22 protein-coding genes are annotated in these 20,839 nt (G+C 74.8%); 12 read left to right on the top strand and 10 right to left on the bottom strand.

The window, feature by feature from the left end; all coding sequences use genetic code 11:
• The first annotated feature begins 24 nt into the window (after positions 1-24).
• The gene (msrB, locus tag F8568_RS23915; RefSeq protein WP_151595920.1) at positions 25-426 is read left to right on the top strand and encodes a peptide-methionine (R)-S-oxide reductase MsrB; all 402 of its coding nucleotides are present in this window, start codon (positions 25-27) and stop codon (positions 424-426) included.
• 40 nt (positions 427-466) lie between these two features.
• Here the strand turns inward: msrB and F8568_RS23910 are convergent, their stop codons facing one another.
• The 3 genes from F8568_RS23910 to hemG form a co-directional block, all read right to left on the bottom strand.
• Positions 467-1,060, bottom strand: a complete 594-nt coding sequence (locus tag F8568_RS23910) for a hypothetical protein (RefSeq protein ID WP_151595919.1) — start codon at positions 1,058-1,060, stop codon at positions 467-469.
• A gap of 88 nt (positions 1,061-1,148) precedes the next feature.
• Positions 1,149-1,853, bottom strand: a complete 705-nt coding sequence (gene hemQ / locus F8568_RS23905; RefSeq protein WP_151595918.1) for a hydrogen peroxide-dependent heme synthase — start codon at positions 1,851-1,853, stop codon at positions 1,149-1,151.
• A complete protein-coding gene (gene hemG / locus F8568_RS23900; protein WP_151595917.1) occupies positions 1,804-3,294 on the bottom strand; it encodes a protoporphyrinogen oxidase in 1,491 nt (496 codons plus the stop codon). The genes hemQ and hemG overlap by 50 nt, the downstream gene beginning before the upstream one ends.
• A gap of 118 nt (positions 3,295-3,412) precedes the next feature.
• On the opposite strand from hemG, the gene F8568_RS23895 reads away from it, so the two are divergent.
• Positions 3,413-4,522, top strand: coding sequence for a hypothetical protein (locus F8568_RS23895; protein WP_151595916.1), 1,110 nt, complete (start codon positions 3,413-3,415; stop codon positions 4,520-4,522).
• Between the two features lie 133 nt (positions 4,523-4,655).
• A complete protein-coding gene (locus F8568_RS23890) occupies positions 4,656-5,699 on the top strand; it encodes a DUF4349 domain-containing protein (protein ID WP_151595915.1) in 1,044 nt (347 codons plus the stop codon).
• Positions 5,700-5,703: 4 nt separating this feature from the next.
• Here F8568_RS23890 and hemE read toward each other — a convergent pair whose 3' ends face one another.
• On the bottom strand, positions 5,704-6,714 hold the full coding sequence (gene hemE / locus F8568_RS23885; RefSeq protein ID WP_202125283.1) for a uroporphyrinogen decarboxylase: 1,011 nt from the start codon (positions 6,712-6,714) through the stop codon (positions 5,704-5,706).
• Between the two features lie 270 nt (positions 6,715-6,984).
• On the opposite strand from hemE, the gene F8568_RS46980 reads away from it, so the two are divergent.
• The 4 genes from F8568_RS46980 to efeU all read left to right on the top strand — a co-directional run bounded on the left by F8568_RS46980 (position 6,985) and on the right by efeU (position 10,507).
• Positions 6,985-7,224, top strand: coding sequence for a hypothetical protein (locus F8568_RS46980; protein WP_202125267.1), 240 nt, complete (start codon positions 6,985-6,987; stop codon positions 7,222-7,224).
• Between the two features lie 133 nt (positions 7,225-7,357).
• Positions 7,358-7,924 (top strand): DUF3000 domain-containing protein, encoded by a 567-nt coding sequence (locus tag F8568_RS23880; protein ID WP_151595912.1) that lies wholly within the window; start codon positions 7,358-7,360, stop codon positions 7,922-7,924.
• Positions 7,925-8,264: 340 nt separating this feature from the next.
• Positions 8,265-9,461 carry a ribonuclease D gene (locus F8568_RS23875; RefSeq protein ID WP_328601001.1) on the top strand — a complete coding sequence of 399 codons (1,197 nt, stop codon included), beginning with the start codon at positions 8,265-8,267 and terminating at the stop codon, positions 9,459-9,461.
• Positions 9,462-9,637: 176 nt separating this feature from the next.
• Positions 9,638-10,507 carry an iron uptake transporter permease EfeU gene (efeU, locus tag F8568_RS23870; RefSeq protein WP_151595911.1) on the top strand — a complete coding sequence of 290 codons (870 nt, stop codon included), beginning with the start codon at positions 9,638-9,640 and terminating at the stop codon, positions 10,505-10,507.
• A 15-nt stretch (positions 10,508-10,522) separates the two neighbouring features.
• On the opposite strand, the gene F8568_RS23865 is transcribed toward efeU, so the two are convergent.
• The 5 genes from F8568_RS23865 to F8568_RS48495 all read right to left on the bottom strand — a co-directional run bounded on the left by F8568_RS23865 (position 10,523) and on the right by F8568_RS48495 (position 14,458).
• The gene (locus F8568_RS23865; protein WP_151595910.1) at positions 10,523-10,885 is read right to left on the bottom strand and encodes a hypothetical protein; all 363 of its coding nucleotides are present in this window, start codon (positions 10,883-10,885) and stop codon (positions 10,523-10,525) included.
• 120 nt (positions 10,886-11,005) lie between these two features.
• Positions 11,006-12,196 carry an ABC transporter permease gene (locus F8568_RS23860; protein ID WP_151595909.1) on the bottom strand — a complete coding sequence of 397 codons (1,191 nt, stop codon included), beginning with the start codon at positions 12,194-12,196 and terminating at the stop codon, positions 11,006-11,008.
• Positions 12,193-12,903, bottom strand: coding sequence for an ABC transporter ATP-binding protein (locus F8568_RS23855; protein WP_151595908.1), 711 nt, complete (start codon positions 12,901-12,903; stop codon positions 12,193-12,195). Before F8568_RS23855 ends, F8568_RS23860 begins: the two co-directional genes overlap by 4 nt.
• Positions 12,900-13,946: a peptidoglycan-binding protein gene (locus F8568_RS48500; RefSeq protein ID WP_328600995.1), complete on the bottom strand. Its 1,047-nt coding sequence runs from the start codon at positions 13,944-13,946 to the stop codon at positions 12,900-12,902. The genes F8568_RS23855 and F8568_RS48500 overlap by 4 nt, the downstream gene beginning before the upstream one ends.
• Positions 13,943-14,458 carry a hypothetical protein gene (locus F8568_RS48495; RefSeq protein WP_236009081.1) on the bottom strand — a complete coding sequence of 172 codons (516 nt, stop codon included), beginning with the start codon at positions 14,456-14,458 and terminating at the stop codon, positions 13,943-13,945. The genes F8568_RS48500 and F8568_RS48495 overlap by 4 nt, the downstream gene beginning before the upstream one ends.
• A 163-nt stretch (positions 14,459-14,621) precedes the next feature.
• Here F8568_RS48495 and F8568_RS23845 point away from each other — a divergent pair, with 163 nt between their 5' ends.
• From F8568_RS23845 to F8568_RS23825, 5 genes are all read left to right on the top strand, one after another.
• Complete coding sequence (locus tag F8568_RS23845; RefSeq protein WP_151595906.1) at positions 14,622-15,476, top strand: RNA polymerase sigma factor; 855 nt, start codon at positions 14,622-14,624, stop codon at positions 15,474-15,476.
• 14 nt (positions 15,477-15,490) lie between these two features.
• Complete coding sequence (locus F8568_RS23840; RefSeq protein ID WP_151595905.1) at positions 15,491-16,105, top strand: TMEM175 family protein; 615 nt, start codon at positions 15,491-15,493, stop codon at positions 16,103-16,105.
• 101 nt (positions 16,106-16,206) lie between these two features.
• A complete protein-coding gene (locus F8568_RS23835; RefSeq protein ID WP_151595904.1) occupies positions 16,207-16,998 on the top strand; it encodes an SAM-dependent methyltransferase in 792 nt (263 codons plus the stop codon).
• A gap of 55 nt (positions 16,999-17,053) precedes the next feature.
• Positions 17,054-17,716, top strand: coding sequence for a response regulator transcription factor (locus F8568_RS23830; protein WP_151595903.1), 663 nt, complete (start codon positions 17,054-17,056; stop codon positions 17,714-17,716).
• Complete coding sequence (locus F8568_RS23825) at positions 17,713-18,915, top strand: sensor histidine kinase (protein WP_328600994.1); 1,203 nt, start codon at positions 17,713-17,715, stop codon at positions 18,913-18,915. The genes F8568_RS23830 and F8568_RS23825 overlap by 4 nt, the downstream gene beginning before the upstream one ends.
• Before the next feature lie 22 nt (positions 18,916-18,937).
• Here the strand turns inward: F8568_RS23825 and F8568_RS23820 are convergent, their stop codons facing one another.
• The gene (locus F8568_RS23820; protein ID WP_160573734.1) at positions 18,938-20,779 is read right to left on the bottom strand and encodes an AMP-binding protein; all 1,842 of its coding nucleotides are present in this window, start codon (positions 20,777-20,779) and stop codon (positions 18,938-18,940) included.
• Positions 20,780-20,839 lie beyond the last annotated feature (60 nt).

Here is a 20,839-nt window from a genome sequence, read left to right as displayed (position 1 = left end):
GCCTCGGCCGGGTACCGTCGGAGTATGGAGAAGATCCGCAAGAGCGAGGAAGAGTGGCGGGCCCAGCTCAGCCCCGAGGAGTTCCGCGTGCTCCGCGAAGCGGGCACCGAGAAGCCCTTCACCGGCGAGTACACCGACACCAAGACGGTCGGGGTGTACCGGTGCCGCGCCTGCGGGACGGAGCTGTTCCGGTCCGAGACCAAGTTCGAGAGCCACTGCGGCTGGCCGTCGTTCTACGCCCCGTCCGACTCCGACGCGGTCACCCTGATCGAGGACCGCTCGCTCGGCATGGTCCGCACGGAGGTGCGCTGTGCCGTCTGCGACTCCCACCTCGGCCACGTGTTCCACGGGGAGGGCTACGCCACCCCGACCGACGACCGGTACTGCATCAACTCGGTGTCGCTCACCCTCGAACCCGCCGAGTGACCGCGGGCGCGTTCGCCTGACGGCCCGGAACGGGCGGCTCTCAGGGCGTGTCGGGGACCTTGCAGTCGTCGGAGTCGCTCTGCTTGTTGGCGAGGACGACGCTGCCGTTGTCGCTGCTCTTGCCGTGCACGAAGACGCGCGGCTCGTCGTCGCCGCCGTCCTCGAGGTAGCCGACCGTCCACTCGCACAGCGAGACCGCGGGCTTGGAGTTCTCGTCGTCCTCGCCGAGGTCGGTGTAGACGCGGACGAAGGTGCCGCTGCGCCGGATGTCGGTGACGTGCTTGACGATCCCGCCGCCGGGGTCCTTGGCGCGGAGGTAGGGCAGGGCGTCGGAGGACAGCTCGTCGGGGTCGCCGGAATCGCCGGCCGCGGCGAGCGTCGCGCCGGCGGAGGACGGCGCCGACCGTGCGGTGTGCGCGGCGGCCGCCGCCCTTGGCGCGTTCCCGGAACCGCCGCCGGTGAAGGCCAGCGCGGCGAGCGCGGCCACGACCGCCAGGGACGCCCCGCCCGCGCCCGCCGCCGCGAGCCGCCGCCGCCCGGACGCCGCCGCGATCATCCGGTTCCAGCGGACGGACAGCTCGGACGGCGGCTTGGCGTGCCGCCCGCGGGAGGCATCGGCGGGAGTCTCGTTCACGGGCGGCACTTTACTGCCGTTGCGTCCGGATTCTGGGCGGATCCCAGGGATCTATCCGTTCCCGCCGCGCAAGATCCGCAATGGTCCGTTACGGGAGGTTGGCGATGAGCTCGGTGAGGGGCTTGCGGCGGCCGGTGTAGAACGGGATCTCCTCCCGCGTGTGCAGCCGGGCGCGCGCGCCGCGCAGGTGCCGCATCAGGTCGACGATGCGGTGCAGCTCGTCGGCCTCGAACGCGAGCATCCACTCGTAGTCGCCGAGCGCGAACGCCGAGACCGTGTTCGCGCGGACGTCGGGGTAGTCGCGCGCCATCTTGCCGTGCTCGGCGAGCATGGCGCGACGCTCCTCGTCGGGCAGCAGGTACCACTCGTAGGACCGGACGAACGGGTACACGCACACGTAGGCGCGGGGCTCCTCGTCGGCCAGGAACGCCGGGATGTGGCTCTTGTTGAACTCCGCGGGGCGGTGCAGCGCCATCTGCGACCACACCGGCTCGCTGGCGCGGCCGACGGCGGTGCGGCGGAACCGCGTGTAGACCTCCTGGAGGTCGTCGGAGCTGGGCGCGTGCCACCAGAACATGTAGTCGGCGTCCGCGCGCAGGCCCGCCACGTCGTAGGAGCCGCGGGTGGTGACGTCCTTCTCGGCCATCTGGTCGAGCAGGTCCCGCACCTCGGCGGCGTCCTGCTCGCCGAGCGCGCCGGTGTCGCGCACCTTGAACACCGACCACATGGTGTAGCGGATGACGCTATTGAGTTCGCGCGCCTTCGGCCTCGCCGCCGGCTCCGTCCCTGACATCGTTCGTCCCTCCTCGACTGCGCAGATGGTCCAGCACCCGGTCGGCCGCCGCGTTCGCCGAGGCGATGCAGGCGGGGATGCCGAGGCCGTCGTAGGCGGCGCCCGCGACGGCGAGCCCCGGCACGCGGGCGACCGCGGCGCGGACCCCGGCCACGCGGTCGGCGTGGCCCACGTTGTACTGCGGGAGGCCGCCGCCCCAGCGGGTCACCCGGCCCTCGACGGGCAGCTCGGCGACGCCGGAGGTGGCGGCCAGTTCCGCCATCGCGGCGGCCTTCAGCTCCTCGTCGGACCTCTGGAGCAGCCGCTCCTCGCCGAACCGCCCGATGGAGCACCGGACGGCGATGACGCCCGGGTCGCGGTCGCGCAGATGCGGCCATTTTACCGAGCTGAAGGTGACGGCCTTGACGCCCCGGCCGCCGGCCTCGGTGTCGCTCTCCACGCCCGGGACGAGGTAGCCGCTGCCGTCCGGGAGCCTCGGGAACGCGGAGGCCTGGTAGGCGAGGGTGACGATCGCCATGCTCGCGTACTCGATGCCGGCCAGCGCGCGCCCGGCGTCCGGGACCTCGTCGGTCAGCAGCCGGGACGCGGGCGCCGCGGGCACCGCGATCACGACGGCGTCGGCGTCGAGGTGCTCGGGGTCGCGGGCGGACCCGACGGTGAGCCGCCAGCCGTCCGGGCGGCGCCGCAGCTCGCGGACCGTCGCGTTCACGCGGACCGTCCCGCCGGCCGCCTCGATGTCGGCGGCGACCAGCGGCGGCAGCGAGCCGAGCCCGCCGGGCAGCGTGGCGAACACCGGGCCGGGGTCCTTCGGCGCGGCGTCCCGGATGCCCTGGACGGCGTTGATCAGCGAGCGGTGGGCGCGCGCGGCGGCGGCGACGGCGGGCAGCGTGGAGTCGAACGACAGCAGCTCGGCGCGGCCGGCGTAGACGCCGCCGAGGAGCGGCTCGACGAGCCGGTCGACGACCTCGCGGCCCATCCGGGCGCCGATGTAGTCGGCCACCGAGACGTCCCCGCCGCGCGGTGTCTCGGGCATCACCAGGTCGAGCGGGACGCGGGCCAGGCCGGCCGGGGACAGCACCTGCGCGGCGGCGAGCGCCTTCAGGTCGGACGGGACGCCCATCACCTGGCCGGACGGGATCGGCCGGAGCGCGCCGCGGCTGAGGATCGCCGAGGAGGTCGTGCCGGGGTTGACCAGGTCGCCGCCGCGGCCGAGGGCACGGACCAGCGCGAGCCCCTCGGGGCGGCGGGCGAGCATCGACTCGGCGCCCTCGTCGACCGGGATCCCGGCGATGTCGCTGACCCGGAGCTTGCCGCCGATCCGCGGGGAGCCCTCCAGCACGGTCACGCGGACGCCGGCGTGGGCGAGCGCGCGCGCGGCGGTGAGGCCCGCGATGCCGCCGCCGACGACGGCGGCGTGCGCGGCGGGACGAGACGGGGTCATGCGTCCAGCCTTCCAGACGCCTCCCGGAACCGCGCACCGGGGCGCCCGCAGCGCGGCGCCGTTTTTCTATCCGGGATTGACAAGATCCATCCGACCATGCCAGTGAATACTGGCAAGCATGATCTCTCGGAAGGCATCCCTCGCCGCCGCGGCCGCCGCGGTCCTCGCCGCCGGTCTGGCCGCCGGCCTCGCCGCGCCCGCCTCAGCCGCCGGCCGCGGCGACTTCAAGCCCGTGCAGCTGCCGTTCTTCTGGCCGAACAACTCCCTCTACGACGTCGCCGCAGCCGGGCCCGACAGCGTCTGGATCGCCGGGAACCAGGGCGAGATCCTGGTCCCCGGCCCCGTCCCCGGGACGGGCAGGACCATCCCCGGCAACCCCGTCGTGCGCCGCTGGAAGAACGGCGGCTGGGTCGAGTACGACCTCCAGGGCCTGCCGAGCCACGGCACGATCACCGACGTCGACGCGGTCGCGCCCGAGGACGTGTGGATCACCGGCCCCCGGTTCGCCGACGACGGCTCGACGACCCCCTACCTGGCGCACTTCACCGGCTCCTCGTTCGCGCAGGTGGCGCTGCCCGCGGGGGCCGGCGCCGCGACGCTGCAGGCGGACGCGTCCGGCGTCTGGGTCAGCACCGCCACCGACGTGTACCGCCGGAGCGGCGGCACCTGGACGCACGTCGCCGCCCTCCCGGACGTCTACCGCACCGCCTCCTACGTCCGTGCGGACGACGACATCTGGGTCCTCGGCACCGCCTCCGAAGGGGACGGGACGCCCGTGGCGCGCCACTGGGACGGGCGGTCCTGGCACAGCGTCCCCGTGAACGCGACCGTCCCCGGCACGGGGTTCACCGACATGGTCGCCCTCTCCCCCACCGACGCGTGGGCGACCGGCATCAGCTACGCGACCTCGCCGTCCACGCCCGTGCTGATGCACTGGGACGGGACCTCCTGGACCGACGCGGCGGTCCCCGCCGGGCTCAACGCGCTGACCAAGATCGCCAAGGGGGAGGACGGCGGCCTGTGGGCCGTCGGGCACTCCCTCGACGAGCCCGCCGAGCCCGGCCTGCTCCACTACGGCGGCGGCGCGTGGTCGCGGGTGCCGACCACGGCCGTCCCGAACCGCAGCAACATCTACGCGACGTCGCTGGCGGTCGTCCCCGGCACCGGGGCCCTGTGGACGCTCGGCAGCGTCAACATCGGCGGCCCGGTCGTCCTGTCCGACGGCTGACGCGCTCCTCGTGGAAGCCGGAGACCGGGCACGCCAGGACCACGGCGCGGCCGTGACCCCGGCGTGCCCGCGCCGTGGCCGGATCGCGACGCGCCCGCCGGAACGGTGATCTGCACCACTCCGTCCAAGCGTCATGCTGAACGTCAGAAGCGTCAGGCAGATCCCGTACGCACTGATCGTCCTCGTCCTGGCCGGGGTACTGGGCGCGACGCTCACGGCGTGCGGCGGCGGCGGATCGTCGGATTCGGGCGAGAAGAGCACGGCGGGAGGCCTCGCCGCCCCGGCGGCCACGCCGAACGGTGCCCAAGCCCAGCGCAAGCAGGCGAGCGGCGGGTCCGGCTCCGGCGGGGACGGGGGCGCGGCGGCGCGGCCCCCGCTGCCGGCCGGCCGCGCCGTCGTCTACACCGCCACGATGCGGATCCGGGCCAAGGACGTGGACGCGTCCGCGACCACGGCCAAGCAGCTGGCGAGCGCGGCGGGCGGGTACGTCGAGCACGAGTCCGGGTCGAGCGACCCGCCCGGCTCGACGATCACGCTGAAGATCCCGTCCGACCGGTACGCCGGCGTGCTGGACCAGCTGTCCCGGCGGCTCGGCACCAAGCTGTCGCTGAGCCAGCAGGCCGACGACGTGACCGGCGAGGTCGCCGACGTCGACAGCCGGGTCCGGTCCGCGAAGGCCTCGCTCGCCTCGTTCCGCAAGCTGCTGGACAAGGCGACGACGGTCGGCGAGATCATCGACGTGGAGCAGGAGATCTCCTCGCGGGAGGCGGACCTCGAGTCGCTGCAGGCACGGCAGAAGGCGCTGAGCCAGAGCACCCGGTACGCGACCGTGACGGTCACGCTGGAGGCGGCGGCCAAGCCGGTGCGGCGGCATGAGGACCGCGGCGGGTTCGTCGGCGCGCTCGGCGACGGCTGGCACGCGTTCACCGGGTTCCTCGGCGGCGTCGCCGTCGTGTTCGGCTGGCTGCTGCCGTTCCTGGTCACCGCCGCGATCATCGTCGCGCCGGTCGTGGCCTACCGGAACCGCCGCCGCGGCCGCGGGCCCGCGGAACCGGACACCAGCGCCGGCGCGGGCGAGGGCGAGGAGCAGCCCGTCACGGTGGGCGCGGGCGGCTCGGCGGACACGGGCGATCCCGGCGCCGAGCCGGTCCGCGGCGACCCGCCGCCTCCCCGGTAGGCGCTCAATGCGTGGAGCCCGCCTCGTGGACGAGGTCGACGAGGCGGGCCAGCACGTCCGGGTCCGTCGACGGCAGGACCCCGTGGCCCAGGTTGAAGATGTGGCCCTCGGCCGTCCGGCCGCGGGCCAGCACGTCCCGCGCCCGCCGCTCGACCGTCTCCCACGGCGCGAGCAGCACCGCCGGGTCGAGGTTGCCCTGCAGCGCCTTGCCCGGCTCGACGCGGCGGGCCGCCTCGTCCAGCGGGACGCGCCAGTCGACCCCGACCACGTCCGCGCCCGCCTCGCCCATCAGGCCGAGCAGCTCGCCGGTGCCGACGCCGAAGTGGACGCGCGGGACGCCGAGCGGCTCGAGCGCGGCGAAGATCCGGCGGGTGTGCGGCAGCACCGAGGCGCGGTAGTCCTCCGGGGCGACCGAGCCGACCCAGGAGTCGAACACCTGGATCGCGCTCGCACCGGCCGCGACCTGCACCTTCAGGAACGCGATCGTGATGTCGGCGAGCCGGCCCATGAGCCGGTCCCACAGGTCGGGGTCGCCGTACATCAGGGCCTTCGTGCGCTCCTGGTTCTTCGACGGCCCGCCCTCGATGAGGTAGGACGCGAGCGTGAACGGGGCGCCCGCGAAGCCGATCAGCGGCGTGGCCCCGAGCTCCCCGACCAGCCCCTGCACGGCCTCGGTGACGTAGGGCACGTCGCCGGGCTCCAGCGGGCGCAGCGCGTCCAGCCCCGCGGCGTCCCGGATCGGGTCGGCGATGACCGGGCCGACGCCCGGCTTGATGTCGACATCGATGCCGATCGCCTTGAGCGGCACCACGATGTCGCTGAAGAAGATCGCCGCGTCCACGCCGTACCGGCGCACCGGCTGCATCGTGATCTCCACGATCATGTCCGGGCGCGCGCACGACTCCAGCATCGGCACGCCCTCGCGGAGCCGCAGATACTCTGGCAGCGCGCGGCCCGCCTGCCGCATGAACCACACGGGGGTGCGGGGCACGGGCCGGCGGCGGCAGGCGAGCAGGAACGGGCTCTCCGCGAGCGGACCGGAATTGTCAGCCGGGTTCGCAGCGGTGTCGGCGGGGTGGGCGGCGTCAGCGGTCACGTTGTGATGGTCCCACGAGAACGCGTGCCGGGCGCACCGGGGTGACGACCGGAGTGACGGCGGTGACCCATGAAGTTCCGGACACGCCGAGCGAAGTCCCGCATTCTGTCACCGGCGCGTGCGAACGTGATGCGTGTCATAGCCGAGGGAGGTTCCCCCTTGCACTGCTCCACCTGCGGTGATGAACGTGTGTTCGAGCAGCCGCCGTGCCCGGACGGGCACGGCGCGGAGTGCCCCGAGCGGGTCTGCGTCGAGTGCGGAGCGGCCGTGCTGGTCGACCCGCCGCTGACGTCCCCTGGCGCCGTGCGCGGCGCGCCTCCCGGCCGGCCCGCCGCGTCCCCCGCGGACCCGGTTCCGGCGTCCCCCGGCGGGACGGGCCCCAGACGCGCCGCCTCCCCGCCGGCCGCATCCGCGCGGGCCGTGGCCTGAACGCCGCGGCCCCCGAGACGAAACCCACTGTGCTGTGCCTGCATCCCCTCCGTTCCCTCCCGTCGCGCGCGGCGGCACCCCGTCCCGGCACCACCGACACGAGTCCCGCCCCCGCACCCAGGCCGGTCCGCCCATGAACCCTCCCGCCTTCCAGCGGGCGCTCGACACGCTGCGCGAGATCCTCGACGGGCCCGGTCCGCGGCCCGAGCTCGACCTGGAGGACATGCCCGCCCCGCAGAGCCTGGCCCCGTACGCCGCGGCCCTGTCCGGGTCGGTGTACCGCGACGACGACACCGAGGTCGCGATGGGCCGGCTGATCGTGCTCTACGACCCCGACGGCGCCAAGGGCTGGACGAACGGCTTCCGGATCGTCGCCTACATCCGCGCCGACCTCGAACCCGACATCGCCGCCGACGAGCTGATCGGCTCGGTCGCCTGGGACTGGCTGCTCGAGGCGCTCGAGCCGGCCGGCTACGCGGGCGTCTCCGGGACGATCACCCGCGCGGTGTCGGAGAGCTTCGGCGACAAGCGCGACGAGCCGTCCACGACCGAGCTGGAGCTGCGCGCCTCCTGGTCCCCGACCGGCGACGATCTGGCCGGGCACGTCGCGGCCTGGTGCGAGGTGATGTGCACCACCGCGGGCCTGCCCCCGGCGGGCGTCGCCGCGCTGCCGGACAGGCCCGGCGGCACGGGCCCCTGAGTCCCCGGGGCACGTCCGGAGGGCGCGGGGGTCGCCCCTCCCCGGGAGGTACCGAGAGCGACGTACGGTAGGGGACGTGAGCACAGCGTCCGGAACCGAGGCGGCGGGGGAGAATACGGGAAAAGTGGGAGTGTCCGAAACGCGTGCCACCGGTCCCGAACGGGAGTCCGGTGGCGAGGAGGCCGCCGCGCTGCCGGCGGGCGCGAAGAAGGCGGGCGGGCCGGGCAAGGCCGTGCCCGCCGAGCCCGGCACGGCGCAGGAGCGGTTCGCCCCGGGCGGCACGGCGGCGGCCGGCACGACGGCGGCCGGCACGACGGCGGCCGTCGAGCGGCCCCCGGCCGTGCTGCTGCTGGAACCTCGCGAGGGCGTCCCCCCGGTCGTGGTCGACGCCGCCGAGCTGGAACGCGTCATCGCCGCGTTCGCCGCGGGCACCGGCCCGGTCGCCGTCGACGCCGAGCGGGCGTCCGGCTACCGGTACGGGCAGCGCGCCTACCTGATCCAGCTGCGCCGCGCGGGCGCCGGCACCGCGCTGATCGACCCGATCGCCTGCCCCGACCTGTCCGCGCTGGACGCGGCGCTCGCCGACGCCGAGATGGTGCTGCACGCCGCCAACCAGGACCTGCCGTGCCTGGCGGAGGTCGGCCTCGTGCCGAAGCGGCTGTTCGACACCGAGCTGGCCGGGCGGCTGCTCGGCTACCCGCGGGTCGGCCTCGGCTCCATGGTCGAGAACGTGCTGGGCTTCCTGCTGGAGAAGGGCCACTCCGCCGCCGACTGGTCCACCCGCCCCCTCCCCGAGGACTGGCTGCGCTACGCGGCGCTGGACGTCGAGCTGCTGGTGGAGCTGCGCGACGCGCTGGAGGCCGAGCTGCGCGAGGCCGGGAAGCTCGAGTGGGCGCTGGAGGAGTTCGAGGCGATCCTGACCACCCCGCCGAAGCCGCCGCGCCCCGACCCGTGGCGCCGCACGTCCGGCATCCACCGCGTGCGCAACCGGCGCGCGCTGGCGACCGTCCGCGAGGTGTGGGAGGCGCGCGACAAGATCGCCCGCGAGCGGGACCTGTCCCCCGGCCGGGTGCTGCAGGACGCGGCGATCGTCGAGCTGGCGCTGAACCCGCCGAAGACCCCCGCCGAGCTGCAGGCGCTGCCGACCATGCGGGGCCGCGGCGCCCGCCGGCACCAGTCGGCGTGGCTGCGCGCGGTGTCGCGGGCCCGCGCGGTGCCCGACCGGCAGTTGCCCGAGGCGAACCTGCCCGGCGACGGGCCGCCGCCCGCGCACCGCTGGGCCGACCGCGACCCGGAGGCCGCCAAGCGGCTGACCGCCGCCCGCGCCGTCGTCGCCGCGCTCGCCGACGAGCACTCGATGCCGTCGGAGAACCTGATCCAGCCCGACTACGTCCGCCGGCTGGCGTGGACCCCGCCGGACGAGCCGTCGGCGTCGGCGGTCGGCGCCGCGCTGCGCGGGCTCGGCGCGCGCCGCTGGCAGGTCGAGCTGACGGCGCAGCCGATCGCGCGGGCGTTCCTGCGGCTCGACTTCCCCTAGTGATCGCCCCTTGGTGATCGATGCGGCGGGCCGCGCCTGCTGGTCCCGCCGCATGTGAGGCGCGTCTCGTCGCGGCGAGGCCGGCCGATCGGGTCTTGCGAGGGGGCGCCGCCCGGGCACACACTGGCTTAGGTTAGCTTTGCCTAAACCATCCGTGCGTCTCGAGGAGGGCAGCGATGCTCCTGGGCAACTTCCTCATCGGAATGCGTGAGGGGCTCGAGGCCGCCCTGGTCGTCAGCATCCTCATCGCCTACCTGGTGAAGACCGGCAACCGCCGGGCCCTCGTCCCCGTCTGGACGGGCGTCGCGATCGCCATCGCGCTCGCCGCCGGCTTCGGCATCGCGCTGACCGCGGCGTCCTCGGAGATGCAGTTCAAGACCCAGGAGCTGTTCGGCGGCCTGCTGTCGATCGTCGCGGTCGGCCTGGTCACCTGGATGGTCTTCTGGATGCGCAAGACCGCCCGGTTCATGAAGTCGGAGCTGGAGGGCAAGCTCGAGGGCGCGCTGAACGTCGGGCCGCTCGCGCTCGCCGCCGTCGCGCTGCTGTCGGTCGGCCGCGAGGGCATCGAGACCGTGCTGTTCCTGTGGACGAACATCCAGAGCTCGTCCGGCGGCTCCACCCAGCCGATCATCGGCGCGGCGCTCGGCCTGGTCGTCGCGATCGTGCTCGGCTACCTGCTCTACCGCGGCGGCCTCAAGATCAACCTGGGCCGGTTCTTCACCTGGACGGGCGGCGCGCTGATCGTCGTCGCGGCCGGCGTGTTCGGCTACGGCTTCCACGACCTGCAGGAGGCCGACGTGCTGCCCGGCCTGAACTCGGTCGCGATCGAGCCGCACCTGTTCTTCGACAAGCTCGGCACCCCCGGCGACTGGCTGCAGACCGTCCTGCAGGGCGTGCTGAACGTCACCCCGCAGATCACCTGGCTGCAGCTGGTCATGTGGACGGTGTACCTGGTGCCGGTGATGGCGCTGTTCCTGCGCAAGACCGGCCCGTCGCGGCCGGCGCCCGCCGCGAAGAAGACCGTCGAGCCCGCGCCGAGCTCCTGACGCCCCGCTCCCCGGCTACAGGTCGGGCAGCGGGTCGCGGGGCAGGCTGTCGCGGGCGAAGACCTCGCTGTCGGCGGCGTTGACGACCGGGACGTACTCGTCGTCCACCTCGAACGCGGCGCCGGCGAACTCGAACGACGCGCCGGCGCCGGTCTCCACCGGGCCGATCCGCGTCCCGCGCGGGTAGGCGCCCCAGATGCTCTTCGGGGTGCTGCGGCCGAGCGGCCCGGTGGAGATCACGGCGACCTGGTCGTCGGTGACGACGAAGATGAAGCCCGCCCCGCCGCCGTAGGACGTCGCGGGGAAGATGTAGCGGATCTCGCCGTCGGTACCGAGGAACTCGCGGCAACGCTCGCGCAGCGGACGTGGCACGGGCATGGCTGTGCGGGCACCTCCCGGGCAGGACGTCGTCGGTGCCCTTATCATGCACCGGCCCGCCGGACCGAGACCAGAGCCGGATCAGGGACGCCGCCGCGGACCGAGGCCGGCCGGCACGTCTCACACAGCGGCCAGCGCGACCGTCGGCGACAGCCGCGCCGCCCGCACCGCCGGATACAGGCCCGCGACCGTCCCGATCAGCAGCGTCGCGCCGAGCGCGCCCGCCGGCGCCCACGCCGGCAGCACCGGCGGCCAGCCCTTCGCCGCCGCGAACCCGGCGGTCACCGCGGCGCCGAGCACCGCCCCCGCCGCGCCGCCGGACGCCGACAGCAGCAGCGACTCGGCGAGGAACTGCGTCCGCACCTGGCCGCGGGTGGCGCCGAGCGAGCGGCGCAGCCCGATCTCGCGGCGCCGCTCCAGCACCGACACCACCATCGTGTTCGCCACCCCGACGCCGCCGACCAGCAGCGCCACCGCGCCGAGCCCGAGCAGCAGCCCGGCGAACGCGCCCGCCGCCTCCGCCTTCGCCCGCAGCGCGTCCGACGGCCGGGCGACCTCGACCTCCTCGGGGTGCTCGGGGCTCACCGTGCGGGCGAGGACGTCCCGGACGTCGTTCACCGACGCGTCCGTGGACCGCTCGTAGATCGTCGTCGGATGCCCGTCGAAGCCGAGGTAGCGCTCCGCCGCGTCCCAGCCGACGAGCGCGGACCGGTCGATCTCCGGGGCCAGCTCCGCGGGCCGCAGCACGCCCAGCACCACGAACCAGCGGCCGCCCGCGAACACCCGGCCGCCCGCCGCGTCCACGCCGAGCCGCCGCGCCGCCTCCGACCCGAGCACCATGCCGGGATACCGCTCGGTCGCCGCGTTCAGCCACCGGCCGCTCGCCGTGCCGGTGCCGAGCGTCGCGAGCAGGTCCGGCGAGGCCGCCTGCACCGCGATGCCCTGCGTGACCTCCACCGGGATCCGGTCGGTGCGGCGCACCGTCGCGTCCACCTCCCCGGTCGCGCCGACGCCGGTGACCGGCCCGATCCGGCGCACCATCTCCGGCGCCGTCTCCGGCAGCTCCGCCTGGTCGCCGAACAGGGTGCTGCCCGGCTTCGCCGTCAGCAGGTTCGTGCCGAGCCGGTCAAGGCGCCGCAGCAGGTCCTCCTTGCTCGACGACGAGATCCCGATGACCGCGACCATCGTCGCGATCCCGATCGCGACGCCGAGCGCCGACAGCGCCGCGCGCGCCGGACGCGTCCGCAGCCCCGCGAGCCCGGTCCGCACCACGTCCCGCGGCCCGAGCCGCGCCGGGACGAGCCCGCTCATCGGCCCACCGCCCCCGCCCGCTCGTCCGCGACGACCAGCCCGTCGCGGACCCGGACCCGGCGCGGCGCGCGGGCCGCGACGTCCAGGTCGTGCGTGATGATCGCGACGGTGGTGCCGGCCCGGTGCAGCTCGTCCAGCAGCGCGAGCACCCCGGACCCGGCCGCCGTGTCGAGGTTGCCGGTCGGCTCGTCGGCCAGCAGCAGGTCGGGGCCGCCCGCCACCGCGCGCGCCACCGCGACCCGCTGCTGCTCGCCGCCCGACAGCTGGTGCGGCCGGTGCCCGGCGCGGCCGCCGAGCCCCACCCGCTCCAGCGCCTCCCGCGCGCGCTTGCGCCGCTCCTTCAATCCCGCGCCGCTGTAGAGGAGCCCGTCGGCGACGTTGTCGAGGGCGCTGACGCCCGGCGCGAGATGGAACTGCTGGAAGACGAACCCGATGTGCCGGGCCCGCAGCGCCGACAGCTCCCGGTCGCTCAGCCCCGCCACGTCGTGGCCCGCGACCCTGACCCGGCCCGCCGTCGGCCGGTCCAGCGTCCCGATCATGTGCAGCAGCGTCGACTTCCCCGACCCGGACGGCCCGACGATCGCCACCATCTCCCCCGTCCCGATCAGCAGGTCCACGCCGCGCAGCGCCGCGACGCTCCCGTACTTCTTCGTCACCGCGGCCAGCTCCACGATCGCGTCGCCGGCCGCGCCGTCCCCGAACCTCATTGCGCCGGCACCCCCACCCGGACGCCCTCCCGGATCCCGGCGCCCTCGACCTCGACCCGGCCTCCGCCGAACGACCCCGTCCGCACCGGGACGAGCCGCCGCCGAGCCCCGTCCACGACCTCCACCCCGAAGCCGCCCTCCTTGAGCGCAAGCAGCGCCTCCACCGGCACCGACAGCACGTTCTCGCGCCGCTCGCTCTCCAGCTCGACGCTGACCGGCGCCTCGTCGAGGCGGCCCGTCCCCTTCCCGCTCAGCGACACGTCGACGCTCACGGTGGTCTTCTGGTCCTGCCCCGACCCGGTCGTCTCGGCGACGCTGCCGACCTCGCTGACCGTCCCGTCCACGGTCGTCCCGCCGGGCAGCTCGACCCGCACCTTCTCCCCCTCGCGCGCCATGTCCTGCTTGTCGGCGTCGAGGTCGATGTGCACGACCCGCCGCGTCCCGGCCACCGTCAGCACCGGCTGCCCCTGCACGGCCCGCTTCCCCTCCGGCGCCTTCACGTCCTTCACCTTCACCGCGCCCGAGAGGAACACCACCTGCCCCGGCGAGACCGTCCCCGTCTGCTCGAGTCCGCGGTCGTCCTGCCAGTCCTCCACCGCGTCCGCGGTCGCGCCGGTGAACTCGTCGTCCACGGTCATCCCGCCGTACCCGAGGGCCCGCAGGTTCTCCTCCAGCTCCCGGACGTCCTTGCCCGAGTCGCCGTCCTTGAGGACCCGGTACATCGGCACGCCGCCGTACATCAGCGTGACCGGGTCGCCCGCGACCTTCAGCAGCGTCCCGCCCCGCCTCACCGTCGCGCCCTGCGCCGGCGCCCACGTCACGACTCCGGAAGCCCCCGCGTACACCTCGCGCTCGTCGCCGTAGGTGAGCTTCCCGTCCACCTTCTCGGTGTCGACGAGGTCGCCCCTGGTCACGGCCGCCGTGCCGAGCCGCGCCGGCGGCGGCTCCGCGCCCTTCCCGTCGCCCGACGTCCAGGCGAGCACTCCCCCGCCGGCCGCCACCACGACGGCCGCGGCGCCGCCCGCCGCCACGGCGCGCCTCACTTCCCGGCCCCCGGCGCGAGGTTCTTGCACGCCTCCCGCGCCCTGTTGACGGTCTCCGGGTTCGTCTTCCCCACCGGGATATGGATCGTCCCGTCGGGATCCGGGTCCTTCATGTCGGCCCCGTGCTCCCGCATGCACTGCGCGAACTTCACGTACTGGTCGCGCACCTTCGGGTCCTTCAGATCCGGCAGTTTCCCGCCGGCCTGCAGCCACGACTGGCATTTCTTGAGCGCGGCCTGCAGCTTCCCCTTTTCGGCGCCCTTCCCGATCCGCATCGTCTCCGCGTGCCCGCTGCCCGGGTCCGGGACGTCCACCCCGTTCTGCCGCATGCACTGCGCGAACTTCAGCTGCGCGTCCTCCGGGCTCAGCGACCGGCTCGGCGACGCGGACGCCTTGGCCGCCGCGCCCCCGACGCTCGCCACGCCGTCCCCGCCGTCACCCCCGCCCCCGCACGCCACCGCCCCGACCAGCACGCCCCCGGCCACCGCGATCATCCGAACCCGATTCCCCATGTCTCCCTTCCCGCGGACCCCACGGCCCAGCGCCCCCACCGAACCGACCCGGGCGTTAAACGTGCATTAGGCGGGCGGGGTGTTGGTTCGGTGATAAAGAGCGGGGCGCGTATGTGTGGTCCGGGCACATAACCGAGCGTGGCCGGTCGGCCATAATCCGTTCGTGCCCAGCAACGCCGCGCCCCCGCTGAACGAGGATTTCCGGCTGGTCGAGGAGCTCCGGGGGCAGCGGCCCGGGGCGGTCGGCCACGTCTACAACGTGTACGGGCCCGAGCTCGTCGAGTACGCGGAGGGGCTGCTCGGCGACCACGGGCGGGCGGTGCGGGCGGTCCGGGAGGCGCTGCTCGCGCTGCGCGCCAAGGGGGCGGACGTCCCGGACGCGGGGACGTTCCGGGACTGGCTGTACGAGATCGTCCGCGACGAGTGCCGCCGGCCCGCGCGCGGACGCAGGCGGGTCGCGGTGATCGGGGCGGCGGCCGCGGCGGTGCTGGCGGCCGGTGTGGTCGCGGCGTTCGAGGCGGGCGGGGACGCGAAGCCCGAGTCGGCTCCGCCGGCGGCGCCGGCGACGCCGGAGCCGAGCCTGCCGCCGGTGACGGTCTCGCCCGCGCAGAAGGGCGCGCAGGAGAAGAAGGACGAGAAGAAGCGCGGAAAGGACGAGCCCGCCGGGAAGAAGCCGGCGAGGCACAAGCCCGGCGGCGGAAGCGGGGGCGGGGCCGGGCGGCTGGCGGTGAGCGACGGCGGGTGCCACGGCCTCGGCGTCGCCGGTCTGCCGAGGTCGTGCCCGGTGCGGCTGACGGCGGTCGGCGGGACGGTCCGCTGGGCGGTGGCGTCGGTGCGGTCGCGGGGCGGGCGGGTCAGCGCGTCCGGCGGCGGGACGCTCAAGGCGGGGCGTTCGGCGACGGTGACCGTGGTGGTGCGGCCGACGGTGCTCTGCTACATCGGCGGTGGCGGCGGAGGGTCGGTCTCCTTCTCTCCGGGCGGCACCGCCACCGTGTCCTACACCTGCTGGCGCCGCTAGTAGCATCACCCTCCATGTCGCGAGCGATCTCCCGGGACCCCGATCGGCTGGTCCTGTTCACCGACGCGGTCGTGGCCATCGCCGTGACGCTGCTGGTCCTGCCCCTGGTCGACGTGGTGCCGGAGACGGTGCGCGGGCACGGGGCGTCCAGCGAGGTGTTCACCGAGCACAAGGCGCAGATCTACAGCTTCCTGCTGAGCTTCGCGGTGATCATCCGGCTGTGGCTGGTGCACCACCGGACGTTCGAGCACATCCGCGGCTACACGCGCGCGCTGATGCTGTGGAACGCGGGCTGGGTGCTGGCGATCGTCGTGCTGCCGTTCACCACCGAGATGGTCGCGTCCTACTCCTCGCACGACCGCTTCACCATCGGGTCCTACATCGTCAACGTGCTCGCCGCGGCGGTGTGCCAGACCGTGATCACGGTGATCGCCTACCGGACCGCCGGCGTGGCGTCGGAGGAGGACCCGCCGACGATCGACGCGGTGCGCGGCGGCCTCTCCACCGTCCTGCTGCTGGTGGTCGCCCTGGTCCTCGGGGTCGTGTTCCCCGCGGTCTCCTACTGGGCCCTGCTGCTGCTCGTCCTGGAACCGCTGGTGAGCAGGGGCTGGCGGTTCGCCGGACTCTAGCGCCCGGACGGGCGGCGCCGGCGCGGCGCGACGGGTATCCGGGCACGGTCCGGGGAAGGTTCCCGGTGGTCGGCACCGCCTCCGGAGACCGAGGAGCTTGCATGGACCAACGGCCCGAGATCGACACGACCGTGCCGCATTCGGCGCGGATCTGGAACTTCTTCCTGGGGGGCACGGACAACTTCCCCGTCGACCGCCAGGCGGGCGAGCAGATCTTCCAGGCCTTTCCCGGGATGGTCGACATGGCCCGCCGGTCGCGGCAGATGCTGACGCGGGTGGTGCGGTTCCTGGCCGCCGAGGCGGGGGTCCGGCAGTTCCTCGACATCGGCACGGGCCTGCCGACCATGGACAACACACACGAGGTCGCGCAGCGGATCGCGCCCGAGGCGCGCGTCGTGTACGTCGACAACGACCCGCTGGTGCTCGTGCACGCCAAGGCGCTGCTGACCAGCAGTCCGGAGGGCGCCACCGACTACATCGAGGCCGACGTGCGCGACCCCGGGCCGATCATCGAGCAGGCCGGGCGCACGCTCGACTTCGAGGAGCCCGTCGCGCTGATGCTGATGGGCATCCTCGGGCTCGTCCAGGACTACGACCAGGCCCGCGACGTGGTGCGGCGGCTGGTCGAGCCGCTGACGTCGGGCAGTTACGTGGCGGTGTACGACGGCACCGACGACGACCCCGCGTACATGGCGGCGATCGCGGCGTTCAACTCCGGCAGCGGCGCCGTCCCGTACACGCCGCGCAGCCCCGAGCAGATCGCCCGCTTCCTCGACGGCCTGGACGTGCTGCCGCCCGGCGTCGTGCCGGTGACGCGGTGGCGTCCCGACCCGGGCCCCGAGGAGGATCTCCCCGACGTGGCGTGCGCCGGCGGCGTCGCGCGCAAGCCCTGACCCGCGCGGCGCCGCCCTTACGGGGGTTTAACCTCGGCCCGGCCATGCTCGCCTCATGCGTGTGCTGATCGTGGAGGACGAGCGGGTCCTCGCGGACACGATCGCCGACGGCCTGCGCGAGGAGGCCATGGCGGTCGACGTCGTGTACGACGGGGACGACGCGCTCGAGCGGGCGTCCTACAACGAGTACGACGTCGTCGTGCTCGACCGGGACCTGCCGACCGTGCACGGCGACGAGGTGTGCCGGGAGCTCGCGCGGCGGCGCGGCCCGGCGCGGATCCTGATGCTGACGGCGGCCGGGGACGTCGAGGACCGGGTGGACGGCCTGTCGCTCGGCGCCGACGACTACCTGCCGAAGCCGTTCGTGTTCGGCGAGCTGGTGGCGCGGGTGCGGGCGCTGTCGCGGCGCTCGGGGGCGCCGGTGCCGCCGGTGCTGGAGCGCCGCGGGATCCGGCTGGACCCGCACCGCCGGCGGGTGGCGCGGGACGGCCGGGAGCTGCGGCTGACGAACAAGGAGTTCGCCGTGCTGGAGGAGCTGCTGCGCGCCGAGGGCGGGGTGGTGAGCGCGGAGCGGCTGCTGGAGCGGGCCTGGGACGAGAACATCGACCCGTTCAGCAACATCGTCCGGGTGACGATGGCGACGCTGCGCCGCAAGCTGGGCGAGCCCGCGGTGATCGAGACGGTCACCGGGTCGGGGTACCGGCTGGAGGCGCGGTGAGCGTGCGGGAGCGGGTGCGGACGCCGCGGCTGAGCGTCCGGACGCGGCTGACGCTGGTGTACGGGTCGCTGTTCCTGGTGACGTCGGCGGTGCTGGTCGCGGTGATGTACGTGCTGACGGCGCGGACGCTGGACCAGCGGCTGCCGGAGCGGACGAGCGTGGACCCGCAGGTCGCGGCGAAGCTGCGGGTGCTGGTGGCGTCGAAGGACTTCAGCCAGATCCTGGCGGTGAAGGCGGAGCAGGACCGGCAGCTCGCGCAGCAGAAGCACGACGTGCTGGAGGGGCTGCTGCAGACGTCGCTGCTGACGATGGTGGCGCTCGGCGTGCTGGCGGTGGTGATCGGGTACCTGGTGGCGGGGCGGATGCTGCGGCCGCTGCACAAGGTGACGGCGACGGCGCGGCGGCTGTCGGAGAGCACCCTGCACGAGCGGATCGCGCTGGACGGCCCGCAGGACGAGATCAAGGACCTGGCCGACACGTTCGACCGGATGCTGGACCGGCTGCACCGGGCGTTCGACGCGCAGCGCCGGTTCGTCGCGAACGCCTCGCACGAGCTGCGCACGCCGCTGACGATCAACCGGACGGTGCTGGAGGTGGCCCTCGCGAGCCGGAAGAACCCGCCGGAGACCAAGGCGCTCGCGGACGTGCTGCTCGGCAACACCGAGCGGCACGAGCGGCTGATCGAGGGGCTGCTGCTGCTCGCGCGGTCGGAGCGGGAGCCGGCGTCCCGGACGCCGACGCCGCTGCCGGAGGTGGTGCGCGGCGCGCTCGACGACCTGGACGGGCGCACCGGCGAGCTGGACGTGGAGGTGCGGCTGGCGCCGGCGGAGGTGGCGGGCGATCCGGTGCTGCTGGAGCGGTGCGCGATGAACCTGCTGGAGAACGCGGTGAAGTACAACGTGCGGGACGGCCGGGTGTGGGTGCGCACGGGGGTCCGGGACGGCCAGGCGTTCCTGCAGGTGGTGAACACGGGGCGGCCCGTCCCGGCGTACGAGGCGACGCGGATCTTCGAGCCGTTCCGGCGGCTGCGGGCGGACCGGGTGGGGTCGGCGGACGGTGCGGGGCTGGGCCTGTCGATCGTGCGGGCGGTGGTGGGCGCGCACGGCGGGTCGATCGAGACGGTCCCGCGGCGGGGCGGCGGGCTGTCGATCACGGTCCGGCTGCCCGCGCTGACGCGGCCGGCCCTCGCCCCGGCCTGAGCGCGCCGCCGGCCGGCGCGGGTCAGCCCGCGGTCTCGGCGGGCAGCGGCCACGGCGGGGGCTGCGGCCAGTCGACGCGCCCCTCGGGCCGGGTCTGCTCGCTGCCCGCGGTGAGCCAGCGGTGCACGACCTTGCCGGTGGCGTTGCGGGGCAGTTCGGGGATGAAGTGGACGTCGCGCGGCACCGCGTACCGGGCGACCTGCGTGTGCACGTACGCGCGGACGGCCTCGGCGTTCAGCCGGGCGCCGGGCCGCAGCACGATGTAGGCGGCCAGGCGCTGCCCCCAGTCGTCGTCCGGGACGCCGATCACGGCGGCCTCGTGGACCTCGGGCAGCCGCAGGACGGCGTCCTCGACGTCGCGCGGCACGACGTTCTCGCCGCCGGAGACGACCATGCCGTCGGCGCGACCGTCCACGAACAGCAGGCCGCGGTGGTCGATGTGGCCGAGGTCGCCGGTGGCGAGCAGCCCGTCGCGGACCCGCGTCGGCTCGCCGCCGGTGTACCCCTCGAAGAGCAGCTCGTTGGCGGCGAAGATCTCCCCGATGGTGGAGCGGCCGACGCGGCGGCCGTCGGCGCCGACGATGGCGAGCGAGGTGTTGCGCGGCGGGCGGCCGGCGGTGCGCGGGTCGATCCGCAGGTCGCGCGGGGTGGCGATGGACACCCAGGACGCCTCGGTGGAGCCGTAGACGTTGTAGAGCTTGTCGCCGAAGGCGTCCATGAACCGGGTGGCGAGGTCGCCGGGCAGGGCGGCGCCGCTGAGCGCGACGATCCGCAGCGTGGACGTGTCGTACAGCGCGCGGGTCCGCGGGGCCAGCTCCAGGATGCGCTGCAGCATGATCGGGACGGCGAACAGGACGGTGTCGCGGTGGGCGGCGATCGAGCGCAGCGCCTGCTCGGGGTCGAACCTGCGGTGCAGCACGATCGGGGCGCGCAGCGCCCAGGCCATCTGCAGCGCGGCGTAGCCCCAGGTGTGGAACAGCGGCGCCTCGATGATCATGGTCTGCCGGGCGCGCAGCGGGATCCGGGAGGTCATCGAGGCCAGCGGCCACAGCCCGGGGCGGGGCGGGCGGCGGGCACCCTTGGGGCGGCCGGTGGTGCCCGAGCTGAGCATGATCGTGCGGCTCTGGATCTGCGGCGGGCCGGGCGCGGTGTCCGGCGCGGGCACCGAGTCGATCACCTCGTCGATGCTCGGCCCGGTCCCGGCGGGAGCGGGGGCGCTCTGGTCGGCGGGGCCGGGGAGACCGGGGAGGGACGGTGCCGGGGCGGGCGGCGCGGCGACGGGCGCGGCCAGCGGGGTCCCGCCGGCCGGGGAGCCGCCGGGCGGGCCGGGACGGCGGTCGGCCCACAGCACGGTGCGGCGCAGCGCGATCGGCACGCCGGCCAGCAGCGGCGCGAACTCGGCGTCCGCGACGATCAGCGCGGGGCGCAGCTCGCCGAGCACGGCGCGGATCTGGCCCGTTCCGAAACCGGTGTTGAGCAGCACGACCTCGGCGCCGCGCTTGCTGCACGCGACGAGCGTCTGCACCATGCCGCGGTGGTTGCGGCACAGCACGCCGACGCGCGGGCGGGGACCGTGCAGCGGCAGCCCGAGGGCGAGGCGGGTGGCGCGGTCGTCGAGCTCGTCGAAGGACAGCACGCCCTCGTCGTCGATGAGGGCGGGGCGGGACGGCGAGTGCGCGGCCGCGGCGGCGAGGACGCCGGCGAGGGTGGTGCCCCAGCGGCGCAGCGCGCCGAGCTGGCGGCCGACGCGGCGCGGTCCGCCGGACAGCAGCAGCCCCGTGCGCAGCAGGAGTCCGGTGAGGTCGCGGACGTGCCCGATCCGCCGGCGCAGCCCCGGCCGGTATACGGGCCTCGCGTGCGTCACCGCGCCTCCTCCGGTGATTTCACGCCACGTTACCCACGAGCCACCGGGCGAACAAGGGCA

Origin of the sequence: Actinomadura physcomitrii, assembly GCF_008923205.2 — a bacterium.
In the GTDB taxonomy this organism is placed as follows: Bacteria; Actinomycetota; Actinomycetes; order Streptosporangiales; family Streptosporangiaceae; genus Spirillospora; species Spirillospora physcomitrii.
This window is presented reverse-complemented; position numbering and strand designations above follow the sequence as displayed.

What these genes read in the sequence shown, in the direction of transcription:
- msrB (WP_151595920.1), top strand. Translation starts at nt 25, where the DNA reads ATGGAGAAGATCCGCAAGAGCGAGGAAGAGTGGCGGGCCCAGCTCAGC.
- hemQ (WP_151595918.1), bottom strand. Translation starts at nt 1,853, where the DNA reads ATGTCAGGGACGGAGCCGGCGGCGAGGCCGAAGGCGCGCGAACTCAAT.
- hemG (WP_151595917.1), bottom strand. Translation starts at nt 3,294, where the DNA reads ATGACCCCGTCTCGTCCCGCCGCGCACGCCGCCGTCGTCGGCGGCGGC.
- F8568_RS23895 (WP_151595916.1), top strand. Translation starts at nt 3,413, where the DNA reads ATGATCTCTCGGAAGGCATCCCTCGCCGCCGCGGCCGCCGCGGTCCTC.
- F8568_RS23890 (WP_151595915.1), top strand. Translation starts at nt 4,656, where the DNA reads ATGCTGAACGTCAGAAGCGTCAGGCAGATCCCGTACGCACTGATCGTC.
- F8568_RS23880 (WP_151595912.1), top strand. Translation starts at nt 7,358, where the DNA reads ATGAACCCTCCCGCCTTCCAGCGGGCGCTCGACACGCTGCGCGAGATC.
- efeU (WP_151595911.1), top strand. Translation starts at nt 9,638, where the DNA reads ATGCTCCTGGGCAACTTCCTCATCGGAATGCGTGAGGGGCTCGAGGCC.
- F8568_RS23865 (WP_151595910.1), bottom strand. Translation starts at nt 10,885, where the DNA reads ATGCCCGTGCCACGTCCGCTGCGCGAGCGTTGCCGCGAGTTCCTCGGT.
- F8568_RS23860 (WP_151595909.1), bottom strand. Translation starts at nt 12,196, where the DNA reads ATGAGCGGGCTCGTCCCGGCGCGGCTCGGGCCGCGGGACGTGGTGCGG.
- F8568_RS23855 (WP_151595908.1), bottom strand. Translation starts at nt 12,903, where the DNA reads ATGAGGTTCGGGGACGGCGCGGCCGGCGACGCGATCGTGGAGCTGGCC.
- F8568_RS48495 (WP_236009081.1), bottom strand. Translation starts at nt 14,458, where the DNA reads ATGGGGAATCGGGTTCGGATGATCGCGGTGGCCGGGGGCGTGCTGGTC.
- F8568_RS23840 (WP_151595905.1), top strand. Translation starts at nt 15,491, where the DNA reads ATGTCGCGAGCGATCTCCCGGGACCCCGATCGGCTGGTCCTGTTCACC.
- F8568_RS23835 (WP_151595904.1), top strand. Translation starts at nt 16,207, where the DNA reads ATGGACCAACGGCCCGAGATCGACACGACCGTGCCGCATTCGGCGCGG.
- F8568_RS23830 (WP_151595903.1), top strand. Translation starts at nt 17,054, where the DNA reads ATGCGTGTGCTGATCGTGGAGGACGAGCGGGTCCTCGCGGACACGATC.